The sequence below is a fragment of the Thauera aminoaromatica S2 genome (assembly GCF_000310185.1).
Lineage (GTDB): Bacteria > Pseudomonadota > Gammaproteobacteria > Burkholderiales > Rhodocyclaceae > Thauera > Thauera aminoaromatica.
Window position 1 is genome coordinate 1 of sequence record NZ_AMXD01000041.1, and the last position, 13776, is coordinate 13776.

16 protein-coding genes and 1 pseudogene are annotated in these 13776 nt (G+C 71.4%); 4 read left to right on the forward strand and 13 right to left on the reverse strand.

Annotated features, from left to right (window positions below; all coding sequences use genetic code 11):
• Together C665_RS08380 and C665_RS08385 are read left to right on the forward strand one after the other, a co-directional pair.
• Positions 1–510, forward strand: a pseudogene (locus C665_RS08380) (error-prone DNA polymerase); the annotation flags it as partial.
• A 74-nt stretch (positions 511–584) separates the two neighbouring features.
• The gene (locus tag C665_RS08385; RefSeq protein WP_004305331.1) at positions 585–833 is read left to right on the forward strand and encodes a hypothetical protein; all 249 of its coding nucleotides are present in this window, start codon (positions 585–587) and stop codon (positions 831–833) included.
• 86 nt (positions 834–919) lie between these two features.
• On the opposite strand, the gene C665_RS08390 is transcribed toward C665_RS08385, so the two are convergent.
• The 12 genes from C665_RS08390 to C665_RS08445 form a co-directional block, all read right to left on the reverse strand.
• Positions 920–1531: an acyl carrier protein phosphodiesterase gene (locus C665_RS08390; RefSeq protein WP_004305332.1), complete on the reverse strand. Its 612-nt coding sequence runs from the start codon at positions 1529–1531 to the stop codon at positions 920–922.
• Positions 1528–2709, reverse strand: coding sequence for an MFS transporter (locus C665_RS08395; protein ID WP_004305335.1), 1182 nt, complete (start codon positions 2707–2709; stop codon positions 1528–1530). Before C665_RS08395 ends, C665_RS08390 begins: the two co-directional genes overlap by 4 nt.
• Before the next feature lie 375 nt (positions 2710–3084).
• Positions 3085–3537: a hypothetical protein gene (locus C665_RS08400; RefSeq protein WP_040828839.1), complete on the reverse strand. Its 453-nt coding sequence runs from the start codon at positions 3535–3537 to the stop codon at positions 3085–3087.
• A 172-nt stretch (positions 3538–3709) separates the two neighbouring features.
• Positions 3710–4657 carry a radical SAM protein gene (locus tag C665_RS08405; RefSeq protein ID WP_004305337.1) on the reverse strand — a complete coding sequence of 316 codons (948 nt, stop codon included), beginning with the start codon at positions 4655–4657 and terminating at the stop codon, positions 3710–3712.
• A complete protein-coding gene (locus tag C665_RS08410) occupies positions 4654–5172 on the reverse strand; it encodes a pyridoxamine 5'-phosphate oxidase family protein (protein ID WP_004305339.1) in 519 nt (172 codons plus the stop codon). The genes C665_RS08405 and C665_RS08410 overlap by 4 nt, the downstream gene beginning before the upstream one ends.
• 124 nt (positions 5173–5296) lie before the next feature.
• Entirely contained in the window at positions 5297–6841 is a 1545-nt protein-coding gene (locus C665_RS08415; RefSeq protein WP_004305341.1) for an ATP-binding protein, read from the reverse strand.
• Complete coding sequence (locus C665_RS08420) at positions 6841–7500, reverse strand: response regulator (protein WP_004305343.1); 660 nt, start codon at positions 7498–7500, stop codon at positions 6841–6843. The genes C665_RS08415 and C665_RS08420 overlap by 1 nt, the downstream gene beginning before the upstream one ends.
• Before the next feature lie 61 nt (positions 7501–7561).
• Positions 7562–8278 (reverse strand): tetratricopeptide repeat protein, encoded by a 717-nt coding sequence (locus C665_RS08425; protein WP_004305345.1) that lies wholly within the window; start codon positions 8276–8278, stop codon positions 7562–7564.
• Positions 8275–9081 (reverse strand): SDR family oxidoreductase, encoded by an 807-nt coding sequence (locus C665_RS08430; protein ID WP_004305347.1) that lies wholly within the window; start codon positions 9079–9081, stop codon positions 8275–8277. Before C665_RS08430 ends, C665_RS08425 begins: the two co-directional genes overlap by 4 nt.
• Before the next feature lie 11 nt (positions 9082–9092).
• A complete protein-coding gene (locus tag C665_RS08435; RefSeq protein WP_004305349.1) occupies positions 9093–9746 on the reverse strand; it encodes an iron-containing redox enzyme family protein in 654 nt (217 codons plus the stop codon).
• Entirely contained in the window at positions 9743–11263 is a 1521-nt protein-coding gene (locus tag C665_RS08440) for an AMP-binding protein (RefSeq protein WP_004305350.1), read from the reverse strand. The genes C665_RS08435 and C665_RS08440 overlap by 4 nt, the downstream gene beginning before the upstream one ends.
• Positions 11247–11915, reverse strand: a complete 669-nt coding sequence (locus tag C665_RS08445; protein ID WP_004305353.1) for a thermostable hemolysin — start codon at positions 11913–11915, stop codon at positions 11247–11249. Before C665_RS08445 ends, C665_RS08440 begins: the two co-directional genes overlap by 17 nt.
• A gap of 199 nt (positions 11916–12114) precedes the next feature.
• On the opposite strand from C665_RS08445, the gene C665_RS08450 reads away from it, so the two are divergent.
• On the forward strand, positions 12115–12372 hold the full coding sequence (locus C665_RS08450; RefSeq protein ID WP_004305355.1) for a PepSY domain-containing protein: 258 nt from the start codon (positions 12115–12117) through the stop codon (positions 12370–12372).
• 63 nt (positions 12373–12435) lie between these two features.
• Positions 12436–12993 carry a cytochrome b/b6 domain-containing protein gene (locus C665_RS08455; RefSeq protein ID WP_004305357.1) on the forward strand — a complete coding sequence of 186 codons (558 nt, stop codon included), beginning with the start codon at positions 12436–12438 and terminating at the stop codon, positions 12991–12993.
• Between the two features lie 36 nt (positions 12994–13029).
• Here C665_RS08455 and C665_RS08460 read toward each other — a convergent pair whose 3' ends face one another.
• Entirely contained in the window at positions 13030–13776 is a 747-nt protein-coding gene (locus C665_RS08460; protein WP_004305359.1) for a phosphatase PAP2 family protein, read from the reverse strand.

Genomic DNA, 13776 nt, shown 5'->3' on the forward strand with positions numbered 1-13776 from the left:
GCCCTGTGGCAGGCGAGCGGCGCCGCGCCCCTGCCCGGCCTGCTCGCCGAAGCCCCTGGCGGCGACGTCGCCGCCACGCTGGACGCCCCCGCCGAGGCCGAAGACCTGCTCGCCGACTACGCCCGCCTCGGCTTCACCCTCGGTCGCCACCCGCTCGCCTTCGTGCGCGAGCAGCTCGCCCGCCTGCGCTTTCTCACCGCCGCCGACATCACCGCCGCGCCCGACCGCATGCTCGCCCGCGGCGCCGGCCTGGTCACCTGCCGCCAGCGCCCCGGCACCGCGAAGGGCACGCTCTTCCTCACCCTGGAAGACGAGACCGGACTCACCAACGTGATCGTCCGCCCCGAGCTCTTCGAACAGCAGCGCCGCATCCTGCTCGGGGCGCGCCTGATGGGCGTGTTCGGCCAGATCCGCCGCCAGGGCCGGGTCGTGCATTTGGTGGCGAGCCGGGTGGTCGACCACTCGCCCCTGCTCGGCAGCCTCGCCGCGCGCAGCCGGGATTTTCACTGACGGCCCGTACGCGCCTCCTACCCGCCGGTGCTATCCTTTCCCCCGTTGCGATTCCGGTTCGAGGAGCCTCTTCCATGAACGCGCACAAGATCGACGACCCCTTCGGATTCCGCGAACACCCGGGCGTGTACGACACCGGCACGGGAGCGATCAAGACCGTCGAAGCCAACCGCGGCATCCCCGGCATCGAGCGCGTCGTCATCCGCAGCTATTGCGGGCGCACGCAGGACAACCGGGTTTTCTATCGCCTCAGCACCGACCGCAGCCGCGAGTTCGCCACCCTGGCAGAGGCCTTCGCCGCGCGCCCGGTGCACCTGACCTGAGGCGGCGCGACACCACCCGGCCCAGTTCGCGTGGTGACGTGGCTTCGCCCCACCTCGCTCGCAGCACTTCGCTCACGCCGCGTCGTTCAAGCCGGCCCGGCGCCCTCCGCGCGCTCGCGCCCGTCCCGCCACTCCGCCACGAAGCGCCGGGCATCCGGCACCCAGTCGGCGAAATCCTGCGCGAAGCCCGCCGGGTCGGCCACGAACTCCACCTCCGCGCCCGCGAGCGGGTTGGGCTGGCGCGCCCGCCGGCCCATGCGCGCGAGCACGTCGGCGATGCCCTCCAGCCCGGCGTAGCTGCCCAGCCAGTCCTCGCGCGCCATCCGCTCCAGCGCAAGGTGGGCCGACGCGGGCAGGTCCGCCCGGCGCGCCGCGAGCTGCCGGTACACCCCGGCGCAATAGGACGCCAGCGCCCCTTCCCCATGCTCCGCCCAGTCGCGCGCCAGCAGATGGTCCCAGAAGATGTCGACCAGCACCCCGGCGTAGCGCCGCCGCGCCGCCGACACGCGGGCGCGGCTGGCGCGGAAGGCCGGGTGGGTCTCGGCGAAGGCGTCGATCGCGCGGTGCAGCGCCACCCCGCGTGCGAGGTCGGCGGGCAGCGCGCCCGGGAGTGTCCCCTTGATCCAGTCCCCGAAGACCCCGCCCACCACCAGCGCGGGCGACTCTCCGGCGAGCCAGGCGTGGGCGAGGAAGTTCATGCGCCCTGCCCGTCCGCCGCACGCCGCCGCAGCAGCGCAAGCCACCCCAGCGCCGCGGCGGTGAGCGCGAGCGGCGCGATCGAGCCCACGTTGAGCAGATTCCAGCCCTGCGTCGTCACCAGCGCGCCCGAGGCGAAAGAAGTAAACGCCATCACCGCGAACACCACGAAATTGATCGCCGCCTGCGCCTTGTCCTTCTCCTCCGGCCGGTAGGCTTCCATCGACAGCGTGGTCGCGCCGGTGAACAGGAAGTTCCAGCCCACGCCGAGCAGGAAGAGCGCGAGCAGGAACTGGTGCAGGTCCTGGCCCGAGAGCGCCACCGCCACGCAGGCGAAGTTCAGCACCACGCCCACGCCCATGATGCGCAGCACGCCGAAGCGCTTGATCAGGTGGCCGGTGAAGAAGCCGGGCGCGAACATGCCGATCACGTGCCACTCCAGCACCAGCGCCGCGTCCGAGAAGGGCATGCCGCACACGTCCATCGCCAGCGGCGTGGCCGCCATCAGCAGGTTCATCACGCCGTAGCTCATCGCCGCGGCCAGCACGGACACGATGAACACCGGCTGGCGCAGGATCTCGCCCAGCGGCCGTCCGCCGTCGGCACCCGCCTTCTTCACCGGCTGCGGCGGAAACCGGATTCCGGCCATCACCGCCATCGACACCAGCGCCACCACCGCGAGCGCGAGATAGGAGCCGAGGAAGGGCACGGCCATCGCCTCGCGCGTGTGGTTGGCGAGGTTGGGACCGATCACCGCACCGATGAGGCCGCCTGCCAGCACCAGCGACACCGCCTTCTCGCGGAAGGACGACGGCGCCAGCTCGCCGGCGGCGAAACGGTAGAGCTGGCCGTTGGCGCTGTAGTAGCCGGCGACCACCGTGCCCGCCACGAGCAGCCAGAAGCTGCCGAGCGACAGCGCGAAGGCGCACAGCAGCGCGGTCAGGAAGGCCACCAGCAGGCCGAGCTGAAAGGAGACCTGCCGCCCCCAGCGCCGCTGGCTGCGCGCCACCAGCCCGGTCGACAACGCCCCGCCCACCACGTAGCCCATCACCGGCAGCGTCGCCATCCAGCCCACCGGCGCCAGGCTGAAGCCCACCAGGCCGTTGATGGCGATGAACACCACGTTGTTGGTCAGGAACAGGCCCTGCGCGATCGCGAGCAGCCAGAGATTCTTCTTCATCGTTGAATGCTTATGTACACGAGAGGCTGAACTCTACTCGTTCTGTCCGAGCCACGCCTCCGCAAGCGCGCAAGCCAAGCGGTGGCTCGGCGCGGAGGCGGCCGTGGCGTTGCCAGTCGGCGCCATGCAGATCCGTCCGCGATGATCGCGACTTGCATCGCGCCTACACGGGAGCCCTCGCGCATCTCGCGCATGCGGCGGCTGCGATTTTCGTGGGAGCGACGCAAGTCGCGATCGGCCGCCCCCCGCTCCCGGCTCGAAGCCGACGGCCAGGGCGGTTTCGACAAGATCACGCACGATCGCGTCCTCGGAGGCAAGCCTGGCGTGCCCCGGCCTGCAGGGCGACAGCTCGAGGACTTGGGCGCAGACCGCGCCTCAACGCGCGGGAACGTCTCCTCCGGGCGCGGCGCCGCCGCCAGGTCCCATCCCCCCTCCGAGCCCCATACCCGCTCCGGGTCCCCGTCCTCCGCCCGGCCCCATGCCACCGCCCGGCCCCATGCCACCGCCCGCCCCCATCCCGGCTCCCGCCCCCATGCCACCGCCCGCCCCCATGCCGCCGCGCATCGGCGGCTCGTCGGGGAGGGTGACGCCGCGCTCGCGTGCACGCTCGACCATTTGCTTGTGATGCTCGAGTCGCAGCTGCTCGCGCTCCTCGGGCGTACCCGCAGCACGCATGCGCTCGCGGTGTTCCACGCGCTCCTGCTCGGTCATGATCTGGGCGCCGAATACGGGCGCCTCCTCCCCCGGCGCCGCGACGGGTTGCTGGGCGAAGGTCAGCCCTGCGCACAGGACACCCATTGCCGTTGCGATCAGCGTACGCGTCTTCATGGTCATCTCCTTTACGACGTTGGACATTGCTCGCCGGCCCTCCCGGAGGGCATGGCAGCTCTCAGGCTCGTCCGCGTCAAATGTAGTCTTCCCGCGGGGGGCGTGTGTACCGCAGTGTATCGCCGTCCCGGCAGCCGCCACACCACTGCCACGACGCCCGCCCGCCAGACCTTCATCCCTCCCGCAGGCGCGCCCGGGCAAACCCGACCCCTGCCCGCAGCAGCTCGCGGGGACCATAGCGATGGCGCATGTTGCAGCCCTCGCACAAGGCCGGGAGCGCCGCCATGCCCTCGCGGCGCCGCAACACCGCAGCCACCGGATCGGCGGCGACATGGCCGATCGGGTGGCGGTGCGCGACATCGTTGTAGCAGTAGAGATAGTCACCGCTCGCGGCGACGAACAGGTCGACATTGCGCGGAATGCAGCCGAAGCGGTTGCGCCGCCACTGGCGGAAGATCTCGGCCGCGCTCGGCACGAAGTCGAGTTCCTGCGAGCGCAGCCCGTGCTGGCGGATCATCCGCCGCAGCTCCGCGCTCGCCAGGCGATGGGCCTCGAGCTTGCCGCCGCGGTTGTAGAGCGTGGGCGACATGGTCAGCCGCTCGATCCCATGCGCGCGCAACCACGCGATGGTGTCGCCCAGCGCGGGCAGGCAGTCGGGCATCGGGGTGAGGCTGATCGCAAGCCGGGTGCGGCGCAGGACGCGGCTCGCCGCCTGCAGGTTGTCCATCACGCGGCGCTGGTCGAGATTGACGTGAACGCGGGCATAGACGTCCGGGTCGATGCTGGAGAACGACACCATCAGCAGGTCGATCGCACCGTCGAGGTGGCGCAGGCGCTCGACGTCGAGCAGGTGACCATTGCTGACCATGTCGAAGCGCACCGGGTGCGGGCGCAGCTCGTCGATGAACTCGAAGAAACGGGGATGCGTGGTCGGCTCACCGTAACCGGCCAGCACGACCCGGAAGATCTCGTCCGGCGCCAGGCGATCGAGCACCTGCCGCCAGGTCGCCATGCTCATCGACTGCGGGCGGTCGATGGCCTCGCGCGGACACATCGCGCACGTGGCGTTGCACTTGCTGGTCCACTCGACGTTGGCGGCGATGCGGTAGGGAATCTTCATGCAGCGCCCCGCGCGTCGGCAGTAGGGGGGTGCAGTGTGGGGACGAGGCGGGCGCAGTTGGGCACGACCTGCTCCACGTCCACCACCACGGCGCGGTCCTGCCCGGGGAAGAGCCTGGCCGCCGCCTCGCCCTCGAGCAGCGTCGCCCGGCCATTGACGCGCAGGCGGGCGCCGTCGCCGAAGTCGATGAACAGGCAGCCGACCTGCGGATTCTGCCGCAGGTTGCCCAGGCTCATGAACGCGCCGTTGCCGTCGAAATCCGGGAACGCCAAGCGGCGCGCATCGAGGATGCGCACCAGGCCGGGGCCGCCCCCCTTGAAGGAACAGTCGCAACGCCCCGTGGCGTCGCTGGTGGCGAGGAAGAAGAACGGGGCCGCCGCGAGCCGTGGCTGCACCCAGTCCGGGAGGTGATCCCACAGCAGCCGCTCCCGGCGCGCCGCATCCCACAGCGATGCGGTGCCCCAGCGCTGCTGCAGGGCGCGCTCGCCGGCATGGAAATCTTCATTCGATGGCATCTTCCCGTCCCCGCTCGCAGGTTCACGCCGGGCGCTCGGCAACGGCCGGAGGGCCGACTTGCACCCGACGAGCGCTCCCACGCGGAGCGCAGGTTCACGGTAAGGACGCCGTCTTAAGCGACGCTTAAGGGCGGGCCGCTCCGCCGGTCGCGGAGCACGGCGGCACCTTCCCCTCATCGCCCTGCACCCGGCGCGGCGCGGCGGCATCCCGCGGCAGCACCACCCGCACCTCCAGCCCGCCGAGCGCACAGCCGTCGAGCGCGATCGTGCCGCCATGCAGTTCGACGATGCGCGCGACGATCGCCAGCCCGAGACCCGCCCCCTGCCCGCCACCGGCGCGGAAGAAGCGCTCGAACACCTTCTCGCGCAGCTCCGGCGGCACGCCATGGCCGCTGTCCTGCACCCGCAGCACGATGGCTGCGGGCGTGGCCTCGAGCAGCACGCGGATGCAGCCGTCGGGCGGCGTGTGCCGCACCGCGTTGCCCACCAGATTCTGCATCAGGATGCCCAGGCTGCCGGCATCGCCGAGCAGGTGGAAGTCGGCCCCCTCGTCCGCCTCGAGGGCGAGGTCCTGACCATGTTCGTCGGCGAGCGGGGTCAGCTCGGCGAGCTGCTCGCGGACAAGCGCGAGCAGCTCGATCGGCAGCCTCTTGGGCCGGCTCGCGTCGGGTTCGAGGCGGGCCAGCGTCAGCAACTGCGCCACCACCCGGGTGGCACGCTCGATGCCCGAGCCCAGCAGCCGGAGCGCCTCCTCGCGATCCGCCGGATCAGGCGCCTGCAGCGCATTCTGGGCATGGATGCGCAGCACGGCCAGCGGCGTGCGCAGCTCGTGCGCGGCATAGGCGAGGAAGCGGCGCTCGCGTTCGAGCAGCTCGTTGACCTGATGCAGCAGGCGGTCGAGCGCGGCCACCATCGGCTCGAGCTCCTGCGGCACGTCCTGCAGCGCGAGGGCGGAGAGGTCGTCCGGCCCGCGCGCCTGCAACGATTCGACGATGCGCGCGAGCGGGCGCAGGCCCCAGCCGATCGCCAGCCACACCAGCACCGCGACCAACGGCAACCCGACGAGATCAGGCAGCACGCTGCGCAAGGTGATCCTGCCCAGGAGTTCTCCCCGCACGTCCTCGCGCTCGCCGACCAGGATCCACTGGCGGTCGCGCGCGTCCCGGAGCAGGAAGAGCCGCCAGGCGCCATCGTGCAGACTCACCGTGTGATAGCCCGCAAGATCCTCTCCCACCTCGCCGAGCCCCTGTTGCTCGGCGCCCCTGGTGCGTGCGCCGAGCAGCAGGTCGAGCGCGCCCATCGGCGCCGCGGCGGACTGCAGCAAGGCCAGCCCCTGGTCGTCGACCACCACGAAGCCGAGCTTGCCCTCGTACTCGTGGCCCAGCGGCAGCGCCTCGTCACCGTCCTCGCGTTCCGCGTCCGTCCCCTCCCCCACGGCCGCACCGAGCCCCCCCGCATCGAGCGCGTCCTGCAGCGCCGCACGTGCATCCGGTGCCATCCCGCCCGGGATCATGCCCGCGAGCAGGCGCGCCTGCTGGGCGAGACGGGCATCGAAGAGTTCGCGCACCTCGTGGCGGGCATCGCGATAACCGAGGTAGGAGATCGCACCCAGCGCCACGCCGAGCAGGCCGAGCACGAGCAGCAAGGTGCGACGGCGGATCGAGCCCATCAGGCCTTGTCCGCCAGATAGCCCACGCCGCGCACGGTGCGGATCAGCTCGGGAAACAGCTTGCGCCGCAGATGGTGGATATGCACCTCGAGCGTATTGCTCTCGGCCTCCTCGCCCCAGCCGTACAAGGCCTGCTGCAGCCGATCGCGGGTCAGCACGCGGCCGGGCTGGGTGAGCAGCTCGTGCAGCAGCAGGAACTCCTTGCGCTGCAGGACCACCGGCTGGCCGCGGTAGCTGACCTGCTGGTTCACCGGATCGAGGACGACCTCGCCGTGGTGCAGCACCGGCTGCGCACGATTGGCGCTGCGTCGCAGCAGCGCGCGGATGCGGGCCTTGAGCTCGTCGACGTCGAAGGGCTTGACGAGGTAGTCGTCCGCCCCCGCGTCCAGTCCCGCGATGCGGTCGCTGGTGGCGTCGCGCGCGGTGAGCACCAGCACCGGCACCGGGTTGGCGGCGGCGCGCAGGCGCTGCAGCACCTGCAGGCCATCCATGCGCGGCAGGCCGAGGTCGAGCACGGCGAGCGCGAAGTCCTCGTGGGTGAGCGCATGCAGCGCGCTCGCGCCGTCCTGCACCCAGTCGACCGTATAGGCCTCGGGCTTGAGCGCGACGCGGATGCCCTCGCCGAGCGCGGCATCATCCTCGACGAGCAGGATGCGCATCCCCTTCCTCCCCTGTGATCCCGGCAATCATGGGCACTGCATTCATCCGCATATTGAACGCCTACTGCGCGCCTTGCGCCAGCTTCGCGGCCACCTGCTCGAGCAGGCGCCGCGCTTCCGCGCGCCGACCGGCGTCGGCGCTCGCACGTCCGGGGCGATCGGGGGCGGCGAGCGCCCTCTCCAGCGCCGTGCGCGCCTCGGCGTAGCGCTTCTGCCGCGCCAGGAAGTCGCCGTAAAAGTAATTGGGATCGATCCCGCCGGGGTTGATCGCCAAGGCCTGCTTCAGCAGCTTCTCGGCCTGCGCGTCGTCGCCGAAGCCCACCGGCCACCCCGGCACCTGGTAGTACAGGCTGCCGAGGCTGGTGTAGGCCGAGCCGTCGAGCGCCTGAGGGTCGAGCCGCAGGGCGGTCTCGAGCTCGGCCTTGGCCTCCTTGACGAGCCCGAGCGCACCGAGGCCGCCCTTCGCCCCCGCCAAGGTGCTCAGGACGATGCCGTGCCAGATGCGCAGCTCGGCCGCCTCCGGCTCCGCGGCAACCGCCCGGGCGGCGCGCTCGGCGAGTTCGGCGAAGGCCGCCTCGCGCTGCTTCTCGGGCAGCCCGTAGTGGATTTCGGCCCAGCGCCCCTGCACTGCCTGCAGTTCGAGCTTGCCGGCGTCGGCGAGCGCGAAGGCGGCCGGCGCGGCCACCAGGGAGAGGAGCGGGAAGGCGAGCGGGAGCGCCACGCGGCGGGCGAGCCGGAGCGTCCCGCTGGCGAACGTTTCTTGGGCGGGCATCTTCATGAGCGGATTTCCTCCGATTCGGAATGGGCGAAACGCCGGATGGTGGCCAGCTGCCCGCGCAGGGCGCGATCGACCACGCGCGGCAGCAGCCGGTTGAGGCGGGCGAAGAACTTCTCCGGCCAGCCGAGATGGCGCTCGGGCGACTCGTCGCGCAGCGCCTGCACGATCGCGGCCGCGACCTGCTGCGGCGGGTCCATCGCCACGCCGAGCGCGCGGTTCATCGCGACCACCGCGCTCGCGTTCATCGCGGTGCGCGTGGCGCGCGGCGCCAGGTAGAGCACGCGCACCGGGCCGTCGGCGAGCTCGCGGCGCAGCGCCTCGGCGAAGCCGCGCAGGCCGAACTTGGTCGCGCTGTAGGGTGCGAAGCCGGGATAGCCGATCGCGCCGAAGGTCGAGCCCACGAACAGCAGCAGCGCGCGCGGACGTTCGCGCAGCAGGGGCAGGAGGCGCCGCGTGAGCAGCATCGGCGCCACCAGGTTGAGCGCGACCTGGGTCGCGATGGCGTCGTCGTCCTGCTGCTCGACGAGGCCGAAGCGGTTGAGGCCGGCGGCCTGGACCACGCAGTCGACGCCCCCGAGTTCCCGCGCCGCGGCGGCCACCGCGTCGACGCCGGCGATCGTGGCGAGATCGGCGACGACCCGGCGCAACGCCTGCGGAAAACGCTCCTGTGCGTCCGCGAGCCGATCCGCGTCGCGACCGACCGCCAGCACCCGCGCTCCCGCTGCGCACAACTGCTCGACCAGCGCCTGGCCAATGCCCCCGCTCGCGCCCGTGACCAGCACGCGGGTTCCGTTCAGCTCCATCGCGCCGCTCCTCAGGCCGCCAGCGGCAGGCTGCGGAAAATGTCGCCGTACAGGCGATAGACGACGCGCGCGGTATGCACCACCGCGGCGCGGTCGTCGTCCTCGTCGAGCCGGTTCATCAGGGTCGCGAAGAAATCCATGTGCTCGAGGTCGAGGCTGCCGTGCGAGTTCAGGTAGCTGAAGGCCTCGGGGGGCAAGCCCAGGCTGCTGCGGATCGTGCCCGCCGCGCGGGTGGCGAGCGCGATGCTGGTGCCTTCGAGCACATTGACCATGCCGAAGAAGCTCACCGGATTGTGGCGTGCGATGCGGTCGTAGACGTAGGCCAGCATCAGCTCGGTGGGCAGCGCTGGCTGGCTGCGCCGCACCGCCTCGGGGTCGGCACCGCAGGCGGCGAGGTCGTTGAGGATCCACTCCTGGTGGCCGTACTCCTCGTCGATGTATTCGGCGATCGCGCCGCGCAGCCATTCGAGCCGCGCCGGCAGGCGTGCACCGCAGGCCATCAGCAGCGGCACGGTGTGGCTGACGTGGTGATACGCCTCGGTGAGGAAGGCGACGTAGCTCGGCAGCGCGACCTTGCCGGCGAGCGCCTGCTGGATGATCGGTGCGGCGAACAGCGTCTCGCGCTCGGCCGCGGTCTGATCCTGGAGTTGCTTGAAGAAGCTCATGTGTCGATTTCGTCGCTGAAGGAGGTGAAGGTCGCGCAGGAGGCGGCGCTGTCGGCGCCGCTGCGTGGCAGGTAGTGCGCCGCGAGCGCGGCGCGGCGCAGGCGGCCGTTGGCGGTGAGAAAGCCGTTTGCCGGGGTGAAGGGCGCCTCGGCGCGCAGCCAGCGCCCGACGCGCGCGTAGTCGGGCAAACCCGCGTTGGCGGCGGCCACCGCCGCGTCGAGCTCGGCGTCGCTGCAGTCGGCGCGGCGCGGCACGAGCACGGCGAGGTTCTCGGCGAGCGCCTCGCCATGCACCCAGGCCTGGGCGATCGGACCCTGCTGGACGAGTTCGGCCTCGACCCACTCGGGATTCACATTGCGCCCGTAGGCGGTGATGAACTGGTGCTTCCTGCGCCCGTGCAGAACGAGGAAACCATCGTCGAAATGGCCGAGGTCGCCGGTGCCCAGCCACTCGCCTGCCACCAGCTGGTCTGCCAGCGGCGCCTCGCCCAGGTAGCCCAGCATGTGCGCGCCGCGCACCTGCACCTCGCCATCGTCGGCGATGCGCAGCGCGGCATGGGGCAAGGGCCGCCCCACCGTGCCGACGCGCCGCGCCGCCGGGGTGTTGAGGCACACCACCGAGGCGCACTCGGACAGGCCGTAGCCCTCGTAAACGGGCAGACCGAGCGCTTCGGCGCGCTGCAGCAGCCGCGCCGACACCTGACCGCCACCGACCGCGACGAAGCGCAGCCCGGCGGGCGGCGCATGGCCCTGCTCGGTGGCCCCGACCAAGGCGAGCAGCATCTGCGGCAACAGGATCAGACTGTGCGGTCGACGGGCATGCAGGGTCTGCAGGAAGCGCGCCGGATCGAAGCCCCCGCCCCCGCTGAAGCCGATCGTGCGCATCGGCAGCAGCTCCACACAGGCACCGGCCATCAGGCCGGCGTACAGTCCAGCGATGTTCTCGAGCAGCGTCGCCAGCGGCAGCACGCCCAGGTGGCGCTCGACCGCGCAGCCCTCGCCGATCTGCGCCACGCTGCGCGCCACCGCGAGCTGCGCCGCCGCGCTCAGGCAAACCCCCTTGGGCTGGCCGGTGGTGCCGGAGGTGTAGGTGATCTTCACCGTGCCCGTGGGCAGCGCCGGAACCTGCGCCGGCACGCGCCGGAGGATCCCGGGTGCGACCGGCACGAAGCCCGGGAACACCGCCGCGCTCGCGCTGGCGGCCACTGGGTCGACGATCAGCGTATCGACGCCGGCACTGTCGAGCACGTGAGCCTGCTGCGCCGGCGAGAAGAAGCCCGGCAGCGGCACGCACACCCGCCCGTCGGCAAGCAGCGCGAGATCCCAGAGCGCCCACTGTAGGCCGTTGTCGAGCGCGAGCGCGACACGGCGCGCAGCCACCGACTCGAGCACACCCCTGCACGCGGCGACGGCCTCGGGCAGGCGGTCGAAGGCAATCTCCCCGCTCTCGCCACGCAGCGCGGGCCGGCCGCCATGGCGGGCGAGGCCGGCCAGGAAGGACTCAGACGCATCCGGCACGGAGCTGCCCTCCACGCCCGGATTGGAGCTCGCGGCCCGCGCCCGCGAGGGTGCGATCCCCGCCCCGGATCTCGCCCGCCATCACCAGCGGGCCGGCGTCGTAGTAGCTGCCCCACTCCGGCAGCTCGGCACCCATGCGGCGCGGATCGGCAGGGCCGAGCGTGAGCGGATCGAGGCCGAGGCGGCGGAAGCTGTTGATCAGCGCCGGCGTTCCGGTGAAGCACACCCAGCGCAGGCCTTCGGCGGCCAGGATGCGGGTGAGCGCGATGATCAGCAGGCGTGCGGTGCCGGCCCCGTGGGCGGCGAGGTTGCCGACCTCTACGATCCCGTCGCGTGCCACCCGCTCTCCCGCCCGCCGCGTGATGACGCGCTCGACCGGCTCGTCGAGATAGCGTTCGAGGAAGAGCCCCTGGTCTGCCGCGCCACGGCAGCCGACCGCCCCGTGCAGGCTGCCGTCGGCGGCTTCGAGTGCGAACAGCCGCGGCATGAAGTGGCGTACACGCGCCTGGTAATGCGCCGCGAAGCGTTCGCGCACGAAGTGCTCCACGGCGGGGCGGCGGGCGTCATCGACCTCGAGCAGGCGAAGACTGCGCGCCGCGGGCTGTGCGCCCGGCGCTGGGCGGGCTGGGTGGTCGAGCCATGGGAGGTCCATGTGTGTCGGGGTCCGTTGATGAGAACTGCACCGGATCCTGACCATGCTGGCTTAAGTGCAGCTTAAGGAGGAACCAACCGCGGGCGTCGCGCACCGGATCACCGCCCCTGCCTGTTCAGCTTCCCTTCATGTACGGAAGCTTAAATTGCGGTCGCGTTCCGGATCGGGGCGCGCTCGATCGACAAACAGGAGAACCCACATGAACCGCATTCTCGCCCTCGCCGCCGCTGCGCTCGTTTCCACCTCGGCCTTCGCCGGCCCGACCTGCACCGCCCCCAAGGAGAAGTGGATGAAGGAGGCCGACTTCAAGGCCAAGGTTGAAGCCCAGGGCTACAAGATCAAGAACTTCAAGGTGACCAAGAACGACTGCTACGAGATCTACGGCTTCGACAAGGACGGAAAGAAGGTGGAGATCTACTTCAATCCCGAGACCGGCGCCGAACTCGAACGCAAGTGACCTGCCATCGGGGCGGCGCGCGGCCGCGCGCCGCCCTCCTCCACCCGACAAGGAGCCTCTGCCATGCGCCCGCCCGATTCCGAACTTGCCCTGCGGGTCTGGGACCCGTTCGTGCGCGTCTTCCACTGGAGCCTGGTGAGCTGCGTCATCCTGAACTTCTTCGTCGTCGATGACGGCGAGACGCTGCACCAGTTCGTCGGCTACACCGCCTCGGGTCTCGTCGTCGCCCGCCTGGTCTGGGGCTTCGTCGGCAGCGAATACGCGCGCTTCGCCAACTTCTTCCCGACCCCCGTGCGGCTGCGCGCCCACCTCGCGGCGATGCGCACCGGCAGGCGCGACTTCCAGCCCGGCCACAATCCCCTGGGCGCGCTGATGATGCTCGCGCTGATGGCGCTGGTCCTCGCACTCGGCCTCACCGGCTTCCTGCAGACCACGGACGCGTTCTGGGGCGAGGAATGGCTGGAGGAGATCCACGAGGCGCTCGCCGCCACCCTGATCGCACTCGCCGGGATCCATGCCGCGGCGGCCATCGTGATGGGCCGGCTGGAGCGGGTGAACCTGGTCGGCGCGATGATCACCGGGATCAAGCGCACGCGGGGCGGCCGCGTCGACCTGCGCTGACGGAGCAGCGCTGCGGTCCGCCGCAGCGCGGACGCGTCATGCGCCGCGCCGCCCCGCAAGACCGAGGTCGGCGCGCACGAGCACCGCCAGGCTCACGCTCACGGCCCACGCCAACCACAGAGTCCACAGCGTGTGCGACAGGAAGTGCGCACCTTGCAGCATGCGCGCCGTACCGAGGACGCCGCCGGCGAGAAGGCCCGCCACGAGCGCGGCGCGCGCCGCACGCGGCCCGGCCGGTTTCAGCGCCACCGCCCAGACGATCCACAGGAAGCCGGTCGACGCGTGCCCGGCCGGGAAGCACTGCCCCGCCTTGAGCCCCGGCGGCGCAGCCTCGAACAGGCCCAGATAGGGTGCGTAGCCGCCGAAGTCGATGAGGTCCCAGGGGCAGTAGCGCGCCGTCAGCAGCTTGGCGGTCGAGGTCGCGAGCGGAATCGCGAGCATGCCGATCGCCGCGAGCAGTGCATTGCGCGCGGGCAGCCACGCCAGCCGGCCGCGCCAGCCCTGCCAGCACAGGTACAGGCTGGCCGCCACCAGCACGTAGGTGGCCTGCTTGGCCGCCTTGTGCATCACCGCCTCGAGGAACCAGCTGTGCCGCAGGGGAAAGAGGCCGAGCTCCGCATCGAACAGCGCGTGCGCCAGGCGGCGATCCAGATCGGTTCGCTCGAATGTCCCGTAGAGCAGCAGTGCACCGAGGACGAGCAGTGCGGACTGCGCGAGCAGCCAGCGCCGCGACGCATCGAGCGCGGGCACCGGCAGCGGGGTGAAGAGTTCGCTGGCGTGCAT